Here is a 24,420-nt window from a genome sequence, read left to right as displayed (position 1 = left end):
TAAGGAGAGGATTGCAATGGGCAGAACAGTTATTTTAAGCGGAGTAAGAACTCCATTTGGAAAGTTTGGAGGTGGGTTAAGCAGTTTTACTGCCTCTGAGCTTGGCGGTTTTGCGGTTAAGGAAGCAATCAATCGTGCAAATATACAGCCGGATGAAGTACAGGAAGTCATTCTTGGATGTGTGCTTCAGGGAGGGCAAGGACAGATTCCGTCCCGTCAGGCAGCACGGCATGCTGGCCTGCCTTGGGAGGTAAAAACAGAAACCATTAACAAGGTTTGTGCTTCCGGATTGCGCAGTGTAACACTGGCAGATCAGATTATTCGGGCAGGGGATGAAGAGGTTATTGTGGCTGGCGGCATGGAATCGATGAGCAATGCTCCGTATATCCTTCCGAAAGCCAGATGGGGCTTGCGAATGGGCTATTCATCTGTAAAGGATTCGATGGTCCATGACGGCTTAAGCTGCAGCTTTACAGGTGTTCATATGGGCACCTATGGGAATTCAACAGCAAAAGAAATGGAGCTTTCCCGTGAAGAGCAGGATAAATGGGCGTTCCGCAGCCATGAACGGGCGATTGCTGCAATTGAGAGCGGAAAATTTGCTGAAGAAATTATTCCTGTTTCAGTTCCACAGCGCAAGGGAGAGCCGGTACTGGTTGAATATGATGAGTCACCGCGTAAGGATACTTCAGCTGAGAAGCTTGCAAAGCTCGCTCCGGTATTTAATTCAGACGGAACCATTACGGCCGGAAACGCTCCAGGGGTAAACGACGGAGCAGGGGCACTAGTTTTGATGAGTGAAGAGCGTGCTGAGCGCGAGGGAAGAAAGGCAGAAGCCGTTATTCTCGCACATGCAGCGGTAGCTGTGGAGGCAAAGGATTTTCCGAGAACTCCAGGATTGGTTGTTAATGAGCTTCTCAAAAAAACAGGCCGGAAACTGGAAGAAATCGATTTGTTTGAAATTAATGAGGCGTTTGCAGCCGTAGCGCTGGCAAGCGGAAAAATTGCCAATATTGACCCTGAAAAGGTAAATGTAAACGGCGGTGCGGTTGCCCTCGGACATCCAATCGGAGCAAGCGGGGCGCGCATTATTATTACCTTGATGCACGAATTAAAGCGGCGTGGCGGCGGAATAGGCATTGCGGCCATCTGCAGCGGCGGAGGACAGGGCGACGCCATTTTGATTGAAGTACCAAAAACATAGATAAATCCAAGGGGCAGTTGCCCGTTATGTAAAGCAGGGACAGAGTATAAACAAAAGCGGAGGGAAAGAAATGAAGGTTGAAAAAGTAATGGTTATAGGCGCCGGGCAAATGGGGTCAGGTATTGCCCAGGTTTGTGCAATGGCAGGCTATCAAGTCCTGCTAAATGATTTAAAACCAGAATATACAGATCGCGGCTTCGGTGTAATCAATAAAAATTTATCACGCCAGGTGGAAAAAGGCCGGATGTCGGAAGATCAAAAGAAAGAGATTTTAAACCGCCTGACTGCTTCAACTGATTTCCAAGATGCAGGTAGAGTGGACCTGGTTATTGAAGCGGCTGTGGAAAACATGGAAGTGAAAACCAAAATCTTTGCCCAGCTGGATGAAATAGCTCCGGCTCATGCCATACTGGCCAGCAATACTTCCTCGCTTCCAATAACTGAAATTGCCGCTGCCACCAAACGCCCGGAAAAGGTAATTGGAATGCACTTTATGAATCCTGTACCAGTAATGAAGCTTGTGGAAATTATTCGCGGGCTGGCTACTTCAGATCAAGTGTATCAAACAATTGAGGATATGACGAGAACCCTTAGCAAGGTGCCAGTTGAAGTAAATGATTTCCCTGGATTTGTTTCAAATCGTGTACTTATGCCAATGATCAATGAAGCAATTTACACGCTTTATGAGGGAGTTGCTTCGAAGGAAGCGATTGATGAGGTAATGAAGCTCGGCATGAACCACCCAATGGGGCCGCTTACACTTGCTGATTTTATTGGGCTTGATACCTGTCTCTATATTATGGAAACCCTGCATGAAGGCTTTGGCGATGATAAATATCGTCCTTGCCCGTTATTAAGGAAATATGTAAAAGCAGGCTGGCTTGGCAAAAAAACAGGCCGTGGCTTTTATGTATATGAGTAAAGGAATCTTGAAGGACTGACTTCAAGGGGGGAAGAGATATGGAGCTGCGGTTTACAGAAGAACAGGAAATGATGAGAAAAATGGTTCGGGACTTTGCCAAGTCTGAAATTACCCCGTTCATAGAAAAAATGGAACAAGGGGAATTTCCCCGAAAAATCATAAAAAAAATGGGTGAACTAGGGCTGATGGGGATTCCCGTGCCTGAAAAGTATGGCGGCTCTGAAATGGACTTTATTTCATATATTATTGCGATACATGAATTGTCCAAGGTAAGTGCCACAGTTGGGGTCATCCTTTCTGTCCATACATCAGTTGGAACCTATCCGATCCTTTACTTTGGTACGGATGAACAAAAAAATAAATACCTTCCGAAATTAGCTTCGGGAGAATATCTGGGGGCATTCTGCCTGACTGAGCAAAGCGCCGGTTCAGATGCTGGAAGCTTAAAAACGAGAGCTGTAAAAAAAGGCAATGAATATGTCCTTAATGGTTCAAAGGTGTTTATCACCAATGGCGGAGAAGCGGATGTCTATATTGTATTTGCATCCACAAATCCTGAGGCTGGAAGCAAGGGCGTTTCCGCCTTTATCGTTGATAAAAACACACCAGGATTTGTTATTGGGAAAGACGAAAAGAAAATGGGCCTTCATGGTTCAAGAACGGTACAGCTTACCTTTGAAGATATGAGGGTTCCGGAAGAAAACCTCCTTGGCAAAGAAGGAGAAGGCTTTAAAATTGCTCTCGCAAATCTAGAGGTCGGAAGAATTGGCATAGCCACCCAAGCGCTGGGTATTGCGGAAGCTGCCCTGGAGGCTGCTGTGGATTATGCAAAAGAACGCCATCAATTTGGAAAGCCAATCGCAGCCCAGCAGGGATTAGGTTTTAAACTTGCCGATATGGCCACTAGTGTCGAAGCAGCAAAACTATTAATCTATCGGGCCGCTGATTTAAGGGCAAACGGCTTGAAATGCGGTTTTGAATCATCGATGGCAAAACTGTTTGCATCAAAAACAGCGGTAGAGGTTTCTACTGAGGCTATTCAGGTTTTTGGCGGATATGGATTTACGGAAGATTATCCGGTAGAACGCTACTTCCGAGACGCTAAAATAACCGAAATTTACGAAGGTACAAGTGAAATTCAAAGAATCGTTATTAGTAAGCATCTGTAAGTTTTAGTGATTATGCAGGATAAGCTAACGGGTAACAAAAGAGGCAGTATTGTGCCCCAAAATAAATTGGAAAAGGCAAATGGGGTAGCTAAAGCGGCACATAGTACCCCTAAATCGCTTTTAGTAGTAAAAGAAGCAGTCAAACCAACCTGATAGGCAAACTATTCTATTTCAAAAAATGTAGGGGGAAACAAACGTGAAATTTACATTATCAGAAGAGCATGAAATGATCCGGAAAATGGTACGCGATTTTGCGAAAAACGAAGTGGCTCCAACAGCAGCTGAAAGAGATGAAGAAGAGCGGTTTGACCGTGAAATCTTCGATAAAATGGCTGAGCTTGGTCTGACAGGTATTCCTTGGCCTGAGGAATACGGCGGCATCGGAAGCGATTATCTTGCATATTGCATTGCTGTAGAAGAGCTTTCAAGAGTTTGTGCTTCTACGGGTGTTACCTTATCTGCCCATACCTCTCTAGCTGGATGGCCGATTTTTAAATTTGGTTCTGAGGAGCAAAAACAAAAATACCTTCGTCCGATGGCAGAAGGTAAAAAAATCGGAGCTTATGGCCTTACTGAGCCAGGCAGCGGATCGGATGCTGGCGGAATGCGGACAACTGCCCGCCTTGACGGGGATCATTATGTATTGAATGGCTCGAAAATTTTCATTACAAACGGCGGAGTAGCCGATATTTATGTTGTTTTTGCTTTAACAGATCCTTCAAGCAAACAAAAGGGTACTACAGCATTTATTGTTGAAGCAGACTTCGCAGGCTTTTCTGTCGGCAAAAAGGAAAAGAAACTGGGCATTCGCTCATCGCCAACAACCGAAATTATTTTTGAAGACTGCCGGGTGCCAAAGGAAAATGTACTTGGTCAAGAAGGTGAAGGCTTCAAAATCGCTATGATGACTCTTGATGGCGGCCGTAATGGCATTGCTGCCCAGGCTGTAGGAATTGCACAGGGTGCGCTTGATGCGGCAGTTGATTATGCAAAGGAACGTGTCCAATTCGGAAAGCCGATTGCGGCTCAGCAGGGCATCGGCTTTAAATTGGCCGATATGGCAACCGCTGTAGAAGCTTCAAGACTGTTAACCTATCAGGCTGCATGGCTTGAAACTGAAGGTCTTTCATATGGAAAGGCGTCTGCGATGGCGAAATTAATGGCCGGGGATACCGCAATGAAGGTAACCACGGAAGCAGTTCAGGTTTTCGGCGGATACGGATATACAAAAGATTATCCAGTGGAACGCTTTATGCGTGATGCGAAAATTACTCAAATCTATGAAGGAACACAGGAAATTCAGCGCCTTGTCATTTCAAGAATGCTGACAAAATAATCAACGATTATGAGCAGACAGCTGCAGGATCTTGCCTCGGATAAAAAGGCTGCAAAAGCGGCGAGTGATGGTGGTGGAGAAAACTATTATGAAAAAAAGGGAAGTCCAGGCTTCCGTAAAGGATGAGCGCTTGGTAATCAAGAGGCGTAACCAAATGATAAAAGGGGCGGTTACTCTTTTTAAACAAAAGGGATTCCACCGGACAACCACGAGAGAAATTGCTAAGGCATCAGGGTTCAGCATCGGCACCCTCTATGAATATATCAGAACCAAGGAAGATGTTTTATATCTTGTCTGTGATAGCATTTATGACCAGGTTCGCGACAGGCTTCAGAAGGACCTGGACCATAACCGGGGAACCATCGAAAGCCTGAAGCTTGGAATTGCTTATTATTTTAAGATTGTCGATGAAATGCAGGATGAGGTCCTTGTCATGTACCAGGAAGCAAAGTCGCTCAGAAAGGACACGCTTCCTTATGTACTGAGAAAGGAAATTGAAATGGTAGCAATGTTTGAAAATCTGCTTTCCCGGTGTGTTCAAAACGGGGAGTTAATTTTATCTGAAAAGCAGGTAAAAATGATTGCCCATAATATTATTGTTCAGGGGCAAATGTGGGGATTCCGCCGCTGGGCACTACAAAAAGTATACTCACTTGAAGAATATATCGAATTGCAAACAGAGCTTCTTTGTAATGGACTTCAAAAGTAGCTCTGGGAGAACAAAGGGGTAAATAAAAATCGCAAGGGGGAGAAAATTTGACTACAGTGGAGATTTATAAACCGAAGAATCATGTTCGGTTTGTTACAGCTTCAAGCTTATTTGACGGTCACGATGCTTCGATTAATATAATGAGAAGAATTCTTCAATCAAGCGGGGCGGAAGTCATTCACCTCGGACACAATCGTTCTGTCGAAGAGGTTGTGAATGCCGCTGTTCAGGAGGATGTCCAGGGGATTGCCATTTCCTCTTACCAGGGCGGGCATGTTGAATATTTTAAATACATGTACGATCTTTTAAAGGAAAAGGGCGCTGAACATATCCGTATTTATGGCGGCGGAGGCGGAGTTATTATTCCAAAGGAGATTAAAGAGCTGCATGACTACGGAATCGCAAAAATCTTTTCTCCTGAAGACGGTCGTACTAAAGGCCTGCAAGGAATGATTAATCTCATGCTTGAGGAATGTGATTATTCACCATCTCCACCTCGGGATGCGGAGCAATGGGAGAAGCTTCAGTCGGGGGATGTAAATACTGTCGCCAGGCTAATAACAATTGCTGAGATTCAGGCTGACCTTGAAAAAGAAATGGCAGCAACAGCTGAAGAGGTAATTGAAAAAGTAAAAACACTTGTTCATTCCGTTCCAGTCGTGGGAATTACCGGTACAGGAGGAGCAGGGAAGAGCTCATTAACAGATGAACTGATCCGCCGCTTTATCAATGAGCTGCCGGAAAAGAAAGTAGCTATTTTATCAGTTGACCCTACAAAACAAAAAACAGGCGGTGCTCTTTTAGGGGACAGAATCCGCATGAATTCAATCTTCAATCCGCGTGTTTATATGCGAAGCCTTGCAACAAGGGGCTCTAAAAATGAATTGTCTCTGGCTATAAAGGATGCAGTTTCTGTTGTTAAGGCAGCTGGCTTTGATCTGGTCATTGTGGAAACAAGTGGAATTGGCCAGGGGGACGCAGAAATTACAGAAATTTGTGATGTTGCCCTTTATGTCATGACAAGTGAGTTTGGTGCACCATCACAGCTTGAAAAAATAGATATGATTGACTTTGCAGATCTGATTGTTATCAATAAATTTGAGCGTAAAGGTTCAGAGGATGCCAAGCGTCAGGTTCAAAAGCAATGCCAGCGCAGCCATATGCTTTTTGAAAAAGAAATGGATCAAATGCCTGTGTATGGAACAATAGCAAGCCAATTTAACGATCCTGGGACAAATGCTCTGTTTGCAGCGTTGATTGAAACTATCAATGAAAAAGCGGGAACAGTATGGACGACATCCTTTAATAAAAAAGCCATTGTTGAAAAACAAAATGTCATCATCCCTAATGACCGTCGCTACTATTTACGTGAGATTTCAGAAACGGTCCGCCGCTACCATCAGAAAGCTGAAGAGCAGGCAAGTATTGCCCGTAGGCTTTTCCAGGTGGAAGGTGCTCTCCAGGCTGTAAAGGAGCGAGATGGCGGAGAAGAAATTCTGTCATCACTTGAAAAAATAAAACAGGAAACTGAAGCTCAATTGACTCCAGAATCCAAAAAGGTACTTGAAAGCTGGGAGAAAACTAAATTGGCTTATTCTCAGGACCAATTTGTAACAAGAATTCGAGATAAGGAAATTATCACAGCCTTAAAATCAAAAAGCCTATCTGGCCTGGATATTCCAAAGATCGCACTTCCTAAATACAAGGATTATGGTGAAATTTTGCGCTGGGTATATCGCGAAAACGTTCCTGGATACTTCCCTTATACAGCAGGAGTGTTCCCGTTCAAGCGAGAAGGTGAGGATCCAAAACGCCAATTTGCAGGTGAAGGAACACCAGAGAGAACAAACCGCCGTTTCCATTATTTATCCAAGGATGATCCGGCTAAACGTCTGAGTACAGCGTTTGACTCCGTAACGCTTTACGGAGAGGATCCGGACTATCGTCCAGATATCTACGGAAAAGTAGGAGAGAGCGGGGTAAGCGTCTGCTCCCTTGAAGATATGAAAAAGCTCTATGATGGCTTTGATTTATGCCATCCATCAACTTCAGTTTCGATGACGATAAACGGTCCGGCTCCAATTATTCTTGCTATGTTTATGAATACAGCAGTTGAGCAGCAGGCTGCCATAGAAGAAAATAAGCTTGGCCGGAAACTGACGGAAGCAGAGTATGCAGAGGTTAGGGACTATACGCTCAAAACCGTACGTGGTACTGTTCAGGCTGATATTCTTAAAGAAGACCAGGGCCAAAACACCTGTATCTTCTCAACAGAGTTTGCTTTAAGAATGATGGGGGATATTCAGCAATACTTTATTGACCATCAGGTTCGAAACTATTACTCCGTTTCTATTTCTGGCTACCATATTGCAGAAGCAGGTGCTAATCCAATTTCGCAGCTGGCCTTTACACTCTCGAACGGCTTTACGTATGTAGAATATTATTTGAGCCGCGGTATGAATATTGATGACTTTGCACCGAATCTATCCTTCTTTTTCTCAAATGGCCTTGATCCTGAATATACCGTTATCGGCCGTGTTGCCCGACGAATCTGGGCAACTGTAATGAGGGACAAATACGGAGCAAATGAAAGAAGCCAAAAGTTAAAGTATCATATTCAAACATCGGGCCGCTCACTGCATGCCCAGGAAATTGATTTTAACGATATCCGGACAACATTGCAGGCATTAATGGCGCTGCATGACAATTGCAATTCTTTGCACACAAATGCCTATGATGAGGCTATTACAACTCCAACAGAAGAATCTGTACGCAGAGCTATGGCCATTCAAATGATTATTACAAAAGAGCATGGCTTAACCAAAAATGAAAATCCTCTCCAGGGGGCATTCATTATTGAAGAACTGACAGACTTAGTTGAAGAGGCTGTTCTTCAGGAATTTGAACGCCTAAACGATAGAGGAGGGGTATTGGGAGCAATGGAAACCCAATATCAGCGTGGAAAAATCCAGGATGAATCCATGTACTATGAAATGAAAAAGCATACCGGAGAGCTGCCGATCATTGGAGTTAACACTTACCTAAATCCTAATCCTCCTTCTGAAGAGGAAATGAATAATATGGAACTTGCCCGTGCTACAAAGGAAGAAAAAGAAATGCAAATTTCAAATTTAAGGGAGTTCCAGAACAAAAATAAAGACAATGCAAAACAGGCGCTTGCCCGTTTAAAAGAAACCGCGGTAAATGGGGGCAATATCTTTGCAGAACTCATGGAAACGGTTAAGGTCGCAAGCCTTGGACAAATTACACAAGCTTTATATGAAGTCGGAGGACAGTACCGCCGGAATATGTAAGAAAGTCGGAAGCAAGACGTAAAAATATTTTAAAGGCCGTGGGTAAAGTCTTCTTTGCCCGCTGCCTTTTATTAATTTTTGCTGAGAAAATACTTAAGAAGTGGATTTTTTCCCTGGATAGTCATAGTATGGACTTATACATAAACTCAGTGTCAGACAGGGTGCAAACGAATGAATATATTTTTTATAATCTTGTTACTATTAATTTTTGCCTGGCCTCTTTATTATCTTTACCAGCTGCAGTTGGGCGCGGTTTCTTTTTTGCTCCTTGCTATTTTCTTTGCTGTGATTACCTATAAAGAGGTTAAAAAATATAAAAATAAAAAATAAACAGCGGGCAATATTTGAAAAAATCTAGTAAAACACCAGATAGAACTAGCATAAACGGCAGGAATTTGTTTATAATGAAGAATATGCCTTTAGGAGAATCCTTCCTAAGTGACCGTAATTTATATATTTAATAGTGGCAAATAGAAAGGAAGTGCCCAAGTTGAGTCTGAAACAACTATACTCAAAAGAGCAGCTGCAGGAACTATCATTTGTGGAGATGGTTTTCCAGCTTTTAAAAGATGGAAAACAGCCAATTCCCTTTAATGAGATGATTGAAGAAATTAAACAAGCTTGTGGACTGACAAATCAGGAAGTCCGATCAAAAATTGCACAAATTTATACTGACTTAAATATAGATGGCCGTTTTCTGGCACTTGGCGATAACCGCTGGGGACTTCGTACGTGGTATCCGGTTGAACAATTTGAGGAAGAAATGGTTCCGGCTTCCAAGCCCAAGAAGAAAAAGGCTAAGAAGGTTGTCGACGAGGATGACATCGAAGATTTTGAAGATCTAGAGGAAGATTTGGAATACGATGACCTCGATGATTTTGCTGACGACGAAGATGATGTTATCGATGATGACGATGAAGAAGATGACGACCTATTTGAGGACATTGATGAAGTCGATGAAGTCGAAGCTGTTGATGAAGACATTGATGCAGACATTATTGAGGATGACGATGAGTATGCACTCGATGATGAGGATGATGAAGACGAAGAAGATGTCCTCGATAAAGAGGAAGATCGGTAATTGTCTTGACTTTTTATTGAACGGCTTGTAGAATCGTTTTTGGGCTCCTTAAAAAAGGACGATTTAATTTTTAGCTAATAAGCGCTCCCTTACATTTAGTAAGCGGAGTGCTTTTTTATTTTGGAACCGGAATGTTTTTGAAGTGTCCAAATTAAATCCGTTGATATGGACAACTGTATCATTTCATCACCCCAATTTCTGATGCTATGCGGCAGAATCCGCAGGAAAATATTTTTTTAAAACATTTACGAGATGTACAAACTGTATTTAAGGGGGAATTCAATTCATGACAAAGTATATTTTTGTGACAGGCGGCGTTGTTTCTTCGCTTGGAAAAGGTATTACTGCTGCTTCACTTGGCCGATTATTGAAGAACAGGGGCCTGACCGTTTTTATCCAAAAGTTTGACCCGTATATTAACGTAGACCCGGGAACGATGAGCCCTTACCAGCACGGTGAAGTTTACGTCACAGGAGACGGAGCTGAGACTGACCTAGACTTGGGACACTATGAGCGTTTTATCGATATTAATTTGACAAAAAACAGTAATGTAACTACTGGTAAAATTTACTCTACTGTTCTTAGAAAAGAGCGCCGTGGCGATTACCTTGGAGGAACCGTACAGGTTATTCCGCATATCACAAATGAGATTAAAGAACGGGTTTTCCGTGCAGGCAGCGAAACAAATGCGGATGTTGTTATCACGGAAATTGGCGGAACAGTTGGGGATATTGAATCATTGCCATTCCTAGAAGCAATTCGCCAAATCAAAAGCGATATTGGCCGTGACAATGTCATGTACATCCACTGTACTTTGATACCATACCTCAAAGTAGCAGGTGAAATGAAAACAAAGCCAACTCAGCACAGTGTAAAAGAACTCCGCAGCCTTGGTATTCAGCCAAATATCATTGTGGTCAGAACAGAAATGCCGATGACGCAAGATATGAAGGATAAAATTGCCCTTTTCTGTGATATTGACACAAAAGCGGTAATTGAAGCAGAGGATGCCGACACTCTTTATGCTGTTCCATTAGCACTTCAGGAACAAAACATGGACCAAATCGTTTGTGACCACCTTAAATTGGTTACAAAAGAAGCGGACATGTCTGACTGGACTGCATTATTGGAGAAGGTTCGCAATCTATCAAACAAAACAAAGATATCACTTGTAGGAAAATATGTAGAACTCCAGGACGCTTATTTATCTGTTGTTGAAGCTCTTCGCCATGCAGGCTATGCCTATGATGCCGATGTTGAAATTAATTGGGTAAATGCCAATGATGTTACAGCCGAAAATGTAAATGAACTTTTAGGCGACTCCGATGGTATTCTTGTACCTGGCGGATTTGGTGACCGTGGTATTGAAGGTAAGATTGAAGCTATCCGTTACGCACGTGAAACTAAAAAGCCGTTCCTAGGCATTTGCCTTGGCATGCAGCTGGCGACTGTCGAATTTGCACGTAATGTGCTTGGATTTAAAGATGCAAACTCTGCAGAAATTAACCCAGAGACTCAGCATCCGATCATTGACCTTCTTCCTGAACAAAAGGATATTGAAGATTTAGGTGGTACGCTTCGCTTAGGCTTATATCCTTGTAAGGTGCAGGAAGGAACGAAAGCATTTGAAGCATATGCCGATGAGGTTGTATATGAGCGCCATCGTCATCGTTATGAATTCAATAACCATTACCGCCAGGCAATGGAAGATGAAGGATTTGTATTCTCCGGGACAAGCCCTGATGGCCGATTAATCGAGATTATTGAGATAAAAGACCACCCTTGGTTTGTTGCTTCCCAATTCCATCCGGAATTTCTTTCTCGTCCAACTCGTCCGCAGCCGCTTTTCCGTGAATTTGTCGGAGCTGCACTTAATAAATAATAAGAAAAGCGCAAGCGCCCCTTCAGCGAAGCGACTACCTGAGTAAACTTCCTGTAACGGCTTCTCTGGATAGACGGCATGCAGCTTTGCGACGAGCTGAACATAAGCTTCTTTGAAAAAGCTGTGGCGCAGGAGCACTTGAGTTAGATTTTGACTTATCTTAGGGAGAAGCGGTATGGACACTAGCTGCATCAAGTATCACCGACGGTCATACTTGATGCAAGATATTCAAAGCAGCTTTTCAAGGTTGAAAACTCGCTGGGTGCTGAAGCTAGACAGTTTTAAAAGTCAAAAGTTAAACTTTGTAATTATCAGGTTAAAAAAGACCGGTACCTCATAAAGAGGCCGGTCTTTCTTTGGCTAACCAGAATTTATCTCCATAAATCTTGGACGCATAAGCAAAACTGGGGAAACGGCCAAAAGGGCACCGTAAATGTAATCTTATTCATACTCCGCCAATATTTCTTCAATAGTAAATTTAAGGCCATAAAAGGCAAATAGAGCAGCCATAGAGGAAGGAAAGCCAAATCGGTTGCCTTCTTCATCAGGCAAAAGTCCTTTCTTTAGGCCTAAATCAATATGGACATCGGCCGTTTCATTTAAATCTGAACTGTCAGGTTCACTTACAGCTGTTGAGACTGCAACAAAGGAGATTCCTTTTTCCTTCAAATCAAGTCCAAGATTTACAGCATCCTCATCATTTGAAAATCTTGAAAAAATTAAAACCCGGTCTTCAGGCTCCAGTATTCCATCTCTGTACCTTTGGAAAAATTCAAGCTTCTCTGAACCTTCAAGAGCCTCATATGTTACTGCCTGCATTTCCTTGCTTCCAAAAATATAAATAACTCCGTCTCCTGCTGGAGCCTGGGCAAGAAGTCTCCCGCCATCTTCAAAGGAGAATTCTTCTTTCTCCTGGATTCTTTTAAATAAACCTGTCAATTGGGTAGAAAACATTTTTAACATGGTGTACCTCCAACTTATTACTAAACTTACAGTTTTCTTATTGTCCAGTTGCGGCGCCCCTCTCTTGTGTCCATCCCAATCCGGCGCCTTCACTTTCTTTGTCTAGCTACAGTGTCTAGGGGCAAGACACTTGCGCATTTCCTATTATATTATTCGACTAAGAAAAAGTCGAAAAGTGGCAGGAGTTTCAGCGTAGGAAATAGAATCTATCTAGTGGATAGAAAAGAAAGTAAAAAAATGGGGAAAATGATACGGGGAGAGGCTGAAGTATGAGCGAAAAAGTTTTGATCGTTGATGACCAGTTTGGAATCAGAATTTTACTGAATGAAGTGTTTCAAAAAGAAGGCTACAAAACCTTTCAGGCTGCAAATGGTCTGCAAGCACTTGATATCGTAAAAAAACACGCACCAGATCTAGTCTTGCTCGATATGAAAATTCCCGGAATGGACGGCATTGAGATTTTAAAAAGGATGAAGGTAATTGATCCTGATATCCGAGTAATCATTATGACGGCCTATGGAGAACTGGACATGATTCAGGAAGCAAAGGATTTAGGTGCCATTACGCATTTTGCAAAGCCGTTTGATATTGATGATATTCGGGCCGCTGTAAGAAATAATTTGGCTGCTAAATCTGATACAAAATAGTTTCTTCGGCAGGAAACTGGGTATTAAAATAAGTGTGTGCGCTTTCATTATGACACTTTATAAAACTCCACCTGATTAATGGCAATTCCTTAGTCTTTTTGATATGATACTAATGAACTTGCAGAGGCCGTCCAACTTTTTGGAAATTTACATAAATATTCAGGTAATAGGAAATCCTTTACTTGGAATCTCTGTTCCTAAAAAGATGTCGACCTATATTAAGGAGGAATAAAAATGCCTTTAGTTTCTATGACCGAAATGCTTCAAAAAGCCAAAGCAGAAGGCTATGCTGTCGGACAATTCAATTTAAATAACCTTGAGTTTACTCAGGCAATCCTACAAGCTGCACAGGCAGAAAACTCTCCAGTAATTCTTGGAGTTTCTGAAGGTGCAGGACGTTACATGGGCGGCTTTAAAACTGTTGTTAAAATGGTTGAAGGTTTAATGGAAGATTATAAAGTAACTGTTCCTGTTGCCATTCACCTTGACCACGGTTCAAGCTTTGAAAAGTGTAAAGAAGCTATTGATGCAGGTTTTACATCTGTTATGATCGATGCTTCCCACCACCCATTTGAAGAAAACATTGAAATTACTTCTAAAGTAGTTGAGTATGCTCATTCAAAAGGTGTATCTGTTGAAGCTGAGCTTGGAACTGTCGGCGGACAGGAAGATGATGTTGTAGCTGACGGCGTTATCTATGCTGATCCAAAAGAATGTGAAGAGCTTGTTAAACGTACTGGCATCGATTGCCTTGCTCCAGCACTTGGTTCTGTACACGGACCTTACAAAGGTGAACCAAATCTTGGATTCAAAGAGATGGAGGAAATCGGAAATATCACTGGTCTTCCTCTAGTATTACACGGTGGTACTGGCATCCCAACAAAGGATATCCAAAAGTCCGTTTCTCTTGGAACTGCTAAAATCAACGTTAATACTGAAAACCAAATTGCTTCCGCTAAAGCCGTTCGCGAAGTTTTAGCAGCTAAACCAAACGAATACGATCCACGTAAATATTTGGGCCCAGCTCGTGATGCAATTAAAGAAACAGTTACCGGTAAAATGCGTGAGTTTGGTTCTGCCGGAAGAGCTTAAGAAACGCCAAAACATGAATATAGATAGTTCATGGGTGTTATGCAATATACTTTTACTTGAAACCGCCCCTTTATTAAGTGGCGGTTTCACTTCTTTATTAAAAGTAAGAAAATTTCGCTAAAAATGCTGCATCCATTCGCCATCCCCTTCATGTTACTGGCTGCCTTAAGAGGCAAGCTTGTTGCGACTAGTAAGAATGGGATTGTGTAATTATCCTTTGACTGACAAAGGAATTGCCGCATTCCTAAAAGACTGGAATTCCAGCTTGAATTCTTAATATTTTTTTAAAATAGGTCCTTGGATTCAAAAATGAAAAGAATAATAAAGTTTTTCTTTAAAAGATACATGAATTTTGTTTTTTCGTGTAAACTACTTAAATAGATACTGTCGAATTTTGGGATTCTGTATTACCAAAATATGGTATGGCCATTTATTTGAGTAGCAGGCGTAGTCCTTCCTTTAGAACGAAGCAAGTAAGCGCTGTCTCGTTTGGAAAGGTTTGGGAATACGATGGCAAATGGCATAGAAGGGAGTCGGAAATGGAAAAGCTTAAAATTGCAGGCGGTTATCCTCTTAAAGGAACTGTTAGAATCAGCGGAGCGAAAAATAGTGCGGTGGCGCTAATACCCGCGACAATATTGGCAGATTCGCCAGTAACGATAGAAGGATTGCCGGATATCTCGGACGTTGAAATTTTGAAGGACTTACTGGAGGAAATTGGAGGTACGGTCCGCTTATCTGAAAATGATATGACGGTAGACCCGTCGGCAATGATTTCTATGCCTCTTCCTAATGGTAAAGTAAAAAAACTTCGTGCTTCTTATTATTTAATGGGTGCTATGCTCGGACGTTTTAAAAAAGCCGTTATCGGTTTGCCAGGCGGATGCCACCTTGGACCAAGACCAATCGATCAGCATATTAAAGGTTTTGAGGCTCTCGGTGCTAGCATTACGAATGAGCAGGGAGCAATTTATCTCCGTGCGGATGAACTTCGCGGAGCAAGAATTTATCTGGATGTTGTAAGTGTTGGAGCAACTATAAATATCATGCTCGCTGCGGTTCGGGCAAAAGGACGGACTATTATTGAAAATGCAGCGAAAGAGCCAGAGATTATTGATGTTGCAACGCTTTTGACAAACATGGGTGCAAAAATAAAAGGTGCCGGCACTGATGTAATCAGAATTGATGGAGTTGAGAGCTTGCACGGCTGCCAGCATACCATCATTCCTGACCGGATTGAAGCTGGAACCTACATGATTTTGGGAGCGGCTGTTGGTCAAGGTGTATTAATTGATAATGTGATTCCTCACCACTTGGAGTCCCTTATTGCAAAAATGCGTGAAATGGGAGTCCAGGTTGAGACCGGGGATGACCAGGTCTTTATTGGTGGAGCACAAAATCTAAAGCCTGTTGATATTAAAACACTTGTATATCCGGGATTTCCTACTGATCTTCAGCAGCCGTTTACCGCTTTGCTGAACAAGGCATCTGGATCGAGCATGGTAACAGACACTATTTATAGTGCCCGTTTTAAACATATTGATGAATTAAGAAGAATGAATGCTAATATAAAAGTTGAGGGACGATCGGCCATTATTAATGGACCTGTACAGCTTCAAGGCGCAAAGGTGAAGGCAAGTGACCTTAGAGCAGGGGCTGCATTAGTGATTGCCGGCCTAATGGCTGAGGGCATTACTGAGGTAACCGGCGTCGAACATATCGACAGGGGCTACAGCAATATTGTAGAAAAATTAAATGGCCTGGGAGCCACCATCTGGCGCGAAGCTCTTACAAAAGAAGAAGTAGAACAAATGAAAAACACATAAGAAAAGCACGCTCCCGACATTAAGAAGAGTGGATTTATGGTTATTGCATAACTGTTTATATAAAAAGAGGAACTGTAACAGAGGAGAAATGGGGGACGAAGGTAATGGAGAGAAGTTTAACGATGGAGCTTGTCCGCGTAACAGAGGCTGCGGCGCTTAAATCTGCCCGCTGGATGGGCCGTGGTAAAAAGGATGAAGCAGACGATGCAGCTACATCAGCTATGCGGGATGTATTTGATACGATCCCAATGAAGGGTACTGTTGTGATCGGTGAAGGTGAAATGGATGAGGCCCCAATGCTTTATATCGGGGAAAAGCTAGGAACAGGGTATGGCCCCCGTCTGGATGTAGCCGTTGATCCTCTGGAAGGAACCAATATCGTTGCATCGGGCGGATGGAACGCGCTGGCTGTTCTGGCTGTTGCGGATAATGGAAACCTTCTGCATGCACCTGATATGTATATGGAAAAGATTGCGGTTGGACCTGAAGCAGTAGGCCAAGTCGATATTAATGCATCTGTATTGGATAATTTAAAAGCGGTAGCCAAAGCAAAAAACAAGGATATTGAAGATGTAGTGGCAACCGTTTTAAATCGTTCCCGCCATGAGCATATCATTGCCCAGCTTCGCGAAGCAGGAGCTAGAATTAAACTGATTAATGACGGTGATGTAGCCGGAGCAATTAATACTGCTTTTGATCAAACTGGCGTAGATATTTTATTTGGATCTGGCGGTGCCCCGGAAGGCGTATTGGCTGCCGTTGCACTGAAATGTCTGGGCGGTGAAATTTTAGGAAAACTTATTCCTCAAAATGATGCCGAAATCGAACGCTGCATTAAAATGGGTCTGGACGTAAACAAAGTGCTCCGGATGGAAGACCTGGTGCGTGGGGATGACGCCATCTTTGCCGCTACAGGTGTAACGGACGGAGAACTGTTAAAAGGTGTGCAATTCAAAGGCTCCTATGGTTCAACCCATTCAATTGTTATGAGAGCGAAATCGGGAACAGTCCGTTTTATTGATGGACAGCATAGCTTGAAAAAGAAACCGAACCTTGTGATTAAATAATTAAAATTAGGCGTGTTAAAGCATATTGTTGATTTTTGACTATGTTGATTGGAGCGGAAAGCGAGCGCCGTGAGCGAAAATTAACAGTCAAGTTTAACAAAGTCTAAAATTAAACAAACCCTTTTTCCCTGGGCCTTGACTGATTTGGGGGAAAGGGCTTGTTTTCCTTTTTAACACTAGTTTCGCATCCTTGTTTTCATCCATTAATAAATATTAGTTGATTATTTTTTAATAAAAAGGGTAAAATAGAAATTGTTTTATACTTCATAATCCTTTTCTTCTTTATACTTCAAAACAATCGTAAATCAGACTTTCCCAATCCTCCAACGTTTACTTTTCTAAAAAGAAGCTTAACTTTCATTCTTGAAGTCAATAACAGTTCATTCCCAAGAGGGGTTATTCTGTCTGTTGTCGGGGAAACGGAACAAAATTTTAAAGAGTGGTGTACAAATGGATATTACAATATCAAGTCTTGAAAATATGAAGCTGAAGGAACTGTACGAGCTTGCTCGTGAGTACAAGGTTTCTTACTACAGCAAATTAACGAAAAAGGAATTAATTTTTGCTATCTTAAAAAGCCGTGCCGAACAACAGGGCTATTTTTTCATGGAAGGCGTGCTGGAAATTATCCAGTCGGAAGGCTTTGGCTTCCTTCGCCCAATTAATTATTCACCAAGCTCGGAGGATATTTATATTTCTGCCTCCCAGATTCGCCGCTTTGACCTAAGGAATGGGGACAAAGTTTCAGGGAAGGTACGCCCTCCTAAGGAAAACGAACGTTATTATGGTCTGCTGCAGGTCGAAGCTGTAAACGGTGACGATCCTGAGTCTGCAAAGGAACGGGTTCATTTCCCTGCGTTAACAGCTTTATATCCAAACAGGCAAATGAAGCTTGAAACAACACCTAAGCATTTATCAACAAGAATTATGGACGTTGTTGCTCCGGTTGGTTTCGGACAGAGGGGTCTTATTGTGGCTCCGCCAAAAGCAGGTAAAACCATGCTGCTTAAGGAAATTGCCAACAGCATTACCACCAACCATCCTGAAGCAGAGCTTATTGTGCTGCTGATCGATGAAAGGCCGGAGGAGGTTACGGATATTGAACGTTCCGTCGCCGGAGATGTTGTCAGCTCGACGTTTGATGAGGTTCCTGAAAACCATATTAAAGTAGCGGAGCTTGTTCTTGACCGTGCGATGCGTCTGGTTGAACATAAACGCGATGTTGTTATATTAATGGACAGTATCACTCGTCTTGCACGTGCTTATAACCTGGTTATTCCTCCGAGCGGAAGGACTCTTTCAGGGGGTATAGATCCTGCAGCCTTTCACCGTCCAAAGCGTTTCTTTGGTGCGGCGAGAAATATTGAAGAAGGCGGCAGTCTGACAATCCTGGCAACAGCTCTTGTAGATACTGGATCCAGGATGGATGATGTTATTTATGAGGAATTTAAAGGGACAGGAAACATGGAACTTCACCTTGACCGCTCTCTTGCTGAACGCAGAATCTTCCCGGCGCTTGATATCCGCCGCTCTGGTACACGTAAAGAGGAGCTGCTTATTCCTAAGGACCATCTGGACAAACTGTGGGCAATCCGTAAGTCAATGTCTGACAGCCCGGATTTTGCTGAGCGCTTCCTAAAAAAATTAAGGCAGACAAAATCAAATGAGGAGTTTTTTGCTATTCTTGGCGAGGAAATGAAGGGCAGCCGTTCTACAGCCCGTCAACAGCAATAGTAAATAAATTCCAGGACTTTTATACTTAGTGGCTTGTTGCAAAAACTAGAATCACTTGCTATAATGATCATAGTGTGTTTTTAGCATATTAATGGTTGTTGAAAAGACAAGCATTAATTTATAACTCTGTTTCAGAATGACTCAGGGCAGAAGGAGATGAAAAGAATGAAAACAGGTATTCATCCAAATTATAAAACAGTAACGGTGACTTGCGCTTGCGGTAACACTTTTGAAACTGGATCCGTTAAAAACGAGATTCGTGTAGAAACTTGTTCCGAGTGTCACCCATTCTATACTGGTCGTCAAAAATTTGCTGAAGCTGGCGGACGTGTTGACCGCTTCAACAAGAAATACGGCCTTAAGTCACAACAAGAACAACAATAATAGCTGGCTCAAAACAGGCAAGAATCTTCATCGCTTGCCTGTTTTTTACTTTTAAAGAGTTTGCAGCATAATCGTCTTGGATAAATATTAAAGATTACATATATTTTTTTTGTCAAAAATAGAACATAAGTGGTGTTAGCAAGGAAGGAGAGGCCTGTTTTATGTATGTGATGAAACAAAGCGGATGGATTGAGGTTATTTGCGGCAGCATGTTTTCAGGTAAATCGGAGGAATTAATCCGCAGGGTTCGACGTGCACAATTTGCCAAACAAAAAATTGCTGTTTTTAAACCGAAAATTGATAATCGCTATAGTGAGGAATCAGTTGTTTCCCATAATGGCTCTTCTTTTATTGCCAGGCCTATTGCCCACTCTACAGAGATTCTGGTTCATATCGATGCTGAAGTGGATTTAATTGCAATTGATGAGGTTCAATTTTTCGATGATGAAATTGTACGTATAGTCCAGCAGCTTGCTGACAGCGGCTACCGCGTCATTTGTGCAGGTCTTGACCAGGATTTCCGGGGAGAGCCTTTTGGAAAAATGCCTGCGCTTATGGCTGTTGCTGAATTGGTAACAAAGCTGCAGGCTGTATGCTCTGTTTGTGGTTCACCTGCAAGCAGAACGCAGCGTCTGATTAACGGAAGCCCAGCTTCCTACCATGACCCTGTAATCCTGGTTGGAGCAGCAGAAGCTTATGAGCCACGCTGCCGCCATCACCATGAAGTACCTAAAACATCAAGCCATGGGCTTAAAGCAGAGGTCCTTAATAAATAATAATATTTATCTAAAACCGCAGCGGAAGAGCTGCGGTTTTTTTACTGGATAAAAAAGCATAAAGTTTTACCTTTTAAATTGTCTAGCTCCAGCGCCCAGACCCTCGGGGTCATAAGCCAAATCACTTCAGAAATCAGGACAAGGAACGCTTCGAAAGCATCCCCATCGCACGAAGGAAAAGCTTTAGCTTTTCCGAGGATGACTACGTGATTCGTCTTATGCCTGTTGGAGGCCCACAGGACAAGGGAAACTTCGGGAGCTTAAGCATCGCACGAAGAAAAAGCATTTGCTTTTTCGAGGATGTGGGTCAGGAAGGCGTTGCCACTGGACGTGGCGATTTTAGCCTTTCATCATCTAACCAGGGCGCTTGCGACTTTTTTTCTTAGAAATGCGGAAATAAAGTGGAAGAATTTTTCTGAGACACCTTTATAAAATAGGGGAACGATAGTATTAGAGGTGGTACAGATGAAAAAATTAATAATCTTAATCTTAATCGCCGTTCTTTATTTAGCTGGCTGTAATAATAATGCTAATGACAAAGCAGGCTATGATTTAAGGAAGGATAAAACTAATCCTCAATTTATGTCCAATCGGAATGACGGCAGGCAGCGAATGGGCGACCAGAATCCCAATTTCCTCAACCTGGAGGGTACAACAGAAAGAAGTGAAGTTAGCCCCAACGGTGGACCTGATGTAGATAAGGCCAGGCAAACAGTCGCCGCAACCAAAGAATTCAAGCCCGGTTCTGTCTGGATAAACGGAGACAGAATGTGGGTAACAGTTTATAAAAAGGGAATTCTCACTGATCAGGAAAGAATAGATGCAGAAGCACGGATTCATCGAAAGCTGACTAGAGCTTTACCCCGATATAATATAGAAGTTAGGGTTCGGGAAGACAGAAGATAACATGCTCCTATTACAGGGCATGTTTTTTTATTTTCTTCTCCTTTAATTGGTTTTGACGCTTCTTATCCCCTATACTATAATTAAAGTGGTATGGACTAAAAACTGAGGTGAGTAACTGTGTTCGATCGTCTTCAAGCAGTTGAAGATCGTTATGAAAGGCTGAATGAGCTTTTGAGCGATCCAGAAATAATAAATGATTCCAAGAAACTTCGTGAATATTCAAAGGAACAATCTAATATACAAGACACTGTAATGGCTTATCGCGAATATAAAGAAGCGAAACAACAATATCAGGAAGCAAAGGCTATGCTAGAGGATAAGCTTGATGCTGAAATGCGCGAAATGGTAAAAGAAGAGGTCAATGAATTAGAAGGACAAATTGAGGAATTGGAAAGCCGTTTGAAAATTCTTCTTATCCCTAAAGACCCTAATGATGATAAAAACGTTATATTTGAAATCAGAGGAGCAGCTGGCGGTGACGAAGCGGCCCTTTTTGCCGGAGATCTTTACCGGATGTACAGCCGTTTTGCTGAAGCTCAAGGCTGGAAAACAGAGGTTATTGACGCTAACCCAACTGGTCTTGGCGGATTTAAAGAGATTATTTTTATGATCAATGGGCAGGGAGCCTATTCAAAGCTTAAATTTGAAAACGGAGCCCATCGTGTTCAGCGTGTGCCTGAAACGGAATCAGGCGGACGAATCCATACTTCGACAGCTACAGTAGCATGCCTGCCGGAAGCAGAGGAAGTAGAAGTTGAAATCCATGATAAAGATATTAGATTTGATGCCTTTGCATCAAGTGGAGCTGGCGGACAAAGTGTTAATACAACCATGTCAGCTGTTCGTTTAACTCATATTCCTACCGGTATCGTCGTTTCCTGTCAGGATGAAAAATCTCAGCATAAAAACAAGGATAAGGCCATGAAGGTATTGCGTGCACGTGTCTATGACAAGTTTTTGCAGGAAGCTCAAGCGGAATATGATCAGGTTCGTAAATCAGCTGTAGGAACAGGGGACCGCTCTGAGCGGATTCGTACTTACAACTTCCCGCAAAATCGTGTGACCGACCACCGCATCGGGTTAACCATCCAAAAGCTTGACCAGATCCTTGAAGGAAAGCTTGATGAAGTTGTTGATGCTCTAATTGTTGCTGACCAATCTCAGCGTCTTGAGGATGCATCGAATGTCTAAGAAAGTGTTTGAAGCCCTCAAATGGGCTTCTTCTTTTTTAAATAGTGCCAATCGCGATGAGAATGCGGGAGAATTGCTGCTGAGGCACTTATCGGGTATGACAAGGTCCCGGCTTTTTGCCGAGCTGCGCACAGAACTTTCAGCTGATATCTATGAAAAGTTTGAGTTGGCAGTAATAGAACATGCAAATGGAATGCCAGTCCAATATATTATTGGTGAGGAAGATTTTTACGGGCGTTCTTTCAAGGTCAGCGAGGCAGTACTCATACCACGGCCTGAAACGGAGGAACTTGTCCAGGAAGCTTTACGGAGGGTTACAGCTAGACTTGGACACGGCACCGGCAAGCGAATGGTGGATGTCGGTACGGGGAGCGGTGCGATTGCCATAACCATGAAGCTGGAATGCACTGAGCTGGACGTCTCTGCCTCAGATATTGCAGATGATTCCTTGAGAGTGGCCAAAAATAATGCGGAACGGCTTGGAGCTGACGTGAAATTTGTCCAGGGAGATTTGCTTATTCCTTTTATTGAGGAAGGCATTTCCTTTGATTTAATCTTATCAAATCCTCCTTATATCCCTGTCAGTGATATGGCGGGCATGTCTGAGGTCGTTACAGAACATGAACCGCACCGTGCATTATTTGCCGGGGAGGACGGGCTTGATTTTTACAGAAGGTTCATGAAAGAACTTCCGCTGGTATTAAAGTCCCCGGCTATAGTCGGTTTTGAAATAGGTGCCGGACAGGGGACTGCGGTTAAAGAACTGCTTGAAAAAACATTCCCATCAGCGAATGTCGACATTCTATATGATATTAATGGCAAAGATCGAATGGTGTTTGCTGAAATAGGATTTTAATTTAAAGCCCCGGGAATATCGGGGCTTTTTCGCATTAGGGGAAATTCCAAACTATAAAAATCAACGAAAAATGGAATAGGGCCCTATATTTTTGACCCACAATTTGACCCCGTGTCCATTTGGGTTTGCAATCAATAGATCTCCATTGGTAGTTAAATCACTTTTTCTAATCCATGTTATCTTATTCGCAACTGGAAGGTATTGCGGCTGATAATCACCTTTTCCCTTTGGAGGAGATGTGATTTTTATTTGATTTAGTCCCGAGAGATCCAAAGCATATAAGGAAGGTTCCGGGCGTTTGGCAGGATCGTTTGACCACTCGCTCTCTTTTACCCGTGAGACAATGACCTGTGAGTCGTTAACCCAGGTAAAACCCAATTCAGCAAACTTGGTTGGAGTGAGAGTCGAGGTTTGATATGCGGGCAGCTCAGTCACCTTCATCTTTTTATTTTTAAAACCAAATACGATCCTTCCTCCTCCAGCAATATATCCTAAAAGGTTCCTATTATCAGCCCATTGTGGTCTGTCTAAATGTAAAATGATTTCATCCAATGGCTGAAATTCTTTTCCATTGGCCGAGATGACGCAAAGCATGTTGCTGTCCATGGACCAGGACGCGGTAGGGGATACTATAAAGGAAATCCACTTATGATCTGGTGAATAAGCAAATGAATCTGCATTAATTGCCAGGATGGTTACTTTTCCTTTTGTTATTTCCTTTGGAATGGTAAAAAACTCTTTCACATTTTTTGATAAACTGGTGATATTCTTATATCCTTCAGCAATGGAGATGGTATATAGAACTGGATTCGTCCAGCCAAGAGGGGTGAGGGAGGCGCTCGATGAGGCGATAAAGCCTTTTCCATCGGGCTGCCATTCATAGTCACTCACACCCAAGGCAATATTATAGAATGTTTTTAAGTCAGAAACATTTAAAACACCATCGCTTTGGAACGCTATGATATTTTCCTTTGGGGACCACTTTGGATTTTGGGCATTATAAAAAACTTTTTGATGCTTATTAGTTTTAAAATCATAAACCCATAACTCATATTGCGGTACAGCATCCAACCCCTTGGTTTCTTTTTGATAAAGGAGCATTTTTCCATCACGAGACCATTGAGGTGGAATAGGGTATTTGGATTTTTTTTTCGATAGTTTTATCTCTTTATTGTCTGCTTTAATCCATAAGTAGCCATCCCTTACAAAAGCAACTTTTATGGAAGGACTCCTTTGTTCAGCATGGCTGGTAATGGGAAAAATCAAAATAAGACTAAAAATGATAATAAACGATTTCCTCATTAAATCACCTCGCTATATTATTTTCTTTTAAAAGAAATTTTATAAATCCAAATTCATTT

General features: G+C 42.4%; 21 protein-coding genes. 19 read left to right on the top strand and 2 right to left on the bottom strand.

The features are described 5' to 3' along the window. Positions 1-16: 16 nt before the first annotated feature. From G8761_RS05775 to G8761_RS05740, 8 genes are all read left to right on the top strand, one after another. A complete protein-coding gene (locus tag G8761_RS05775; protein WP_166024565.1) occupies positions 17-1,204 on the top strand; it encodes an acetyl-CoA C-acetyltransferase in 1,188 nt (395 codons plus the stop codon). A 70-nt stretch (positions 1,205-1,274) separates the two neighbouring features. Beyond that, positions 1,275-2,126, top strand: a complete 852-nt coding sequence (locus G8761_RS05770; RefSeq protein WP_166024564.1) for a 3-hydroxybutyryl-CoA dehydrogenase — start codon at positions 1,275-1,277, stop codon at positions 2,124-2,126. A gap of 38 nt (positions 2,127-2,164) precedes the next feature. Beyond that, positions 2,165-3,295, top strand: coding sequence for an acyl-CoA dehydrogenase (locus G8761_RS05765; RefSeq protein ID WP_166024562.1), 1,131 nt, complete (start codon positions 2,165-2,167; stop codon positions 3,293-3,295). Positions 3,296-3,491: 196 nt separating this feature from the next. Continuing rightward, a complete protein-coding gene (locus G8761_RS05760; protein ID WP_166024560.1) occupies positions 3,492-4,631 on the top strand; it encodes an acyl-CoA dehydrogenase family protein in 1,140 nt (379 codons plus the stop codon). A gap of 88 nt (positions 4,632-4,719) precedes the next feature. Then, complete coding sequence (locus G8761_RS05755) at positions 4,720-5,340, top strand: TetR/AcrR family transcriptional regulator (RefSeq protein WP_166024558.1); 621 nt, start codon at positions 4,720-4,722, stop codon at positions 5,338-5,340. Between the two features lie 47 nt (positions 5,341-5,387). Then, on the top strand, positions 5,388-8,654 hold the full coding sequence (gene icmF / locus G8761_RS05750) for a fused isobutyryl-CoA mutase/GTPase IcmF (RefSeq protein WP_166024556.1): 3,267 nt from the start codon (positions 5,388-5,390) through the stop codon (positions 8,652-8,654). Positions 8,655-9,144: 490 nt separating this feature from the next. After that, positions 9,145-9,735, top strand: a complete 591-nt coding sequence (rpoE, locus tag G8761_RS05745; protein ID WP_166024554.1) for a DNA-directed RNA polymerase subunit delta — start codon at positions 9,145-9,147, stop codon at positions 9,733-9,735. A 286-nt stretch (positions 9,736-10,021) separates the two neighbouring features. Further along, positions 10,022-11,617 (top strand): CTP synthase, encoded by a 1,596-nt coding sequence (locus G8761_RS05740; protein ID WP_166024552.1) that lies wholly within the window; start codon positions 10,022-10,024, stop codon positions 11,615-11,617. 441 nt (positions 11,618-12,058) lie between these two features. Here G8761_RS05740 and G8761_RS05735 read toward each other — a convergent pair whose 3' ends face one another. Next, complete coding sequence (locus tag G8761_RS05735; RefSeq protein WP_166024549.1) at positions 12,059-12,580, bottom strand: DUF2529 domain-containing protein; 522 nt, start codon at positions 12,578-12,580, stop codon at positions 12,059-12,061. A gap of 269 nt (positions 12,581-12,849) precedes the next feature. Between G8761_RS05735 and G8761_RS05730 the strand changes: the two genes are divergently transcribed. From G8761_RS05730 to prmC, 11 genes are all read left to right on the top strand, one after another. Next, positions 12,850-13,227 carry a response regulator gene (locus tag G8761_RS05730; protein ID WP_166024547.1) on the top strand — a complete coding sequence of 126 codons (378 nt, stop codon included), beginning with the start codon at positions 12,850-12,852 and terminating at the stop codon, positions 13,225-13,227. 234 nt (positions 13,228-13,461) lie between these two features. Then, the gene (locus G8761_RS05725; protein WP_166024544.1) at positions 13,462-14,319 is read left to right on the top strand and encodes a class II fructose-bisphosphate aldolase; all 858 of its coding nucleotides are present in this window, start codon (positions 13,462-13,464) and stop codon (positions 14,317-14,319) included. 539 nt (positions 14,320-14,858) lie between these two features. Then, a complete protein-coding gene (locus G8761_RS05715) occupies positions 14,859-16,145 on the top strand; it encodes a UDP-N-acetylglucosamine 1-carboxyvinyltransferase (protein ID WP_166024542.1) in 1,287 nt (428 codons plus the stop codon). A gap of 104 nt (positions 16,146-16,249) precedes the next feature. Continuing rightward, positions 16,250-17,212 carry a class II fructose-bisphosphatase gene (gene glpX, locus G8761_RS05710; RefSeq protein ID WP_166024540.1) on the top strand — a complete coding sequence of 321 codons (963 nt, stop codon included), beginning with the start codon at positions 16,250-16,252 and terminating at the stop codon, positions 17,210-17,212. Positions 17,213-17,662: 450 nt separating this feature from the next. Next, positions 17,663-18,946 carry a transcription termination factor Rho gene (gene rho, locus G8761_RS05705; protein ID WP_166024537.1) on the top strand — a complete coding sequence of 428 codons (1,284 nt, stop codon included), beginning with the start codon at positions 17,663-17,665 and terminating at the stop codon, positions 18,944-18,946. Between the two features lie 165 nt (positions 18,947-19,111). Beyond that, positions 19,112-19,330 (top strand): 50S ribosomal protein L31, encoded by a 219-nt coding sequence (gene rpmE / locus G8761_RS05700; RefSeq protein WP_166024535.1) that lies wholly within the window; start codon positions 19,112-19,114, stop codon positions 19,328-19,330. 161 nt (positions 19,331-19,491) lie between these two features. Beyond that, positions 19,492-20,106, top strand: a complete 615-nt coding sequence (locus tag G8761_RS05695) for a thymidine kinase (protein ID WP_166024533.1) — start codon at positions 19,492-19,494, stop codon at positions 20,104-20,106. A gap of 206 nt (positions 20,107-20,312) precedes the next feature. Continuing rightward, a complete protein-coding gene (locus G8761_RS26805; RefSeq protein WP_207789105.1) occupies positions 20,313-20,492 on the top strand; it encodes a hypothetical protein in 180 nt (59 codons plus the stop codon). A gap of 79 nt (positions 20,493-20,571) precedes the next feature. Beyond that, on the top strand, positions 20,572-21,012 hold the full coding sequence (locus G8761_RS05690) for a lipoprotein (RefSeq protein WP_166024531.1): 441 nt from the start codon (positions 20,572-20,574) through the stop codon (positions 21,010-21,012). A gap of 117 nt (positions 21,013-21,129) precedes the next feature. After that, positions 21,130-22,203 carry a peptide chain release factor 1 gene (gene prfA / locus G8761_RS05685; RefSeq protein WP_166024529.1) on the top strand — a complete coding sequence of 358 codons (1,074 nt, stop codon included), beginning with the start codon at positions 21,130-21,132 and terminating at the stop codon, positions 22,201-22,203. Then, positions 22,196-23,059, top strand: a complete 864-nt coding sequence (gene prmC, locus G8761_RS05680) for a peptide chain release factor N(5)-glutamine methyltransferase (protein ID WP_166024528.1) — start codon at positions 22,196-22,198, stop codon at positions 23,057-23,059. Before prfA ends, prmC begins: the two co-directional genes overlap by 8 nt. 60 nt (positions 23,060-23,119) lie before the next feature. Here prmC and G8761_RS05675 read toward each other — a convergent pair whose 3' ends face one another. After that, positions 23,120-24,361, bottom strand: a complete 1,242-nt coding sequence (locus tag G8761_RS05675) for a TolB family protein (RefSeq protein ID WP_166024526.1) — start codon at positions 24,359-24,361, stop codon at positions 23,120-23,122. Positions 24,362-24,420: the final 59 nt, after the last annotated feature.

Source organism: Neobacillus terrae, from assembly GCF_011393025.1.
Classification (GTDB): Bacteria; Bacillota; Bacilli; order Bacillales; family Cytobacillaceae; genus Neobacillus_A; species Neobacillus_A terrae.
Note: the sequence above shows the minus strand (reverse complement) of the source record. Positions and strands in the feature narration are given on the sequence as shown.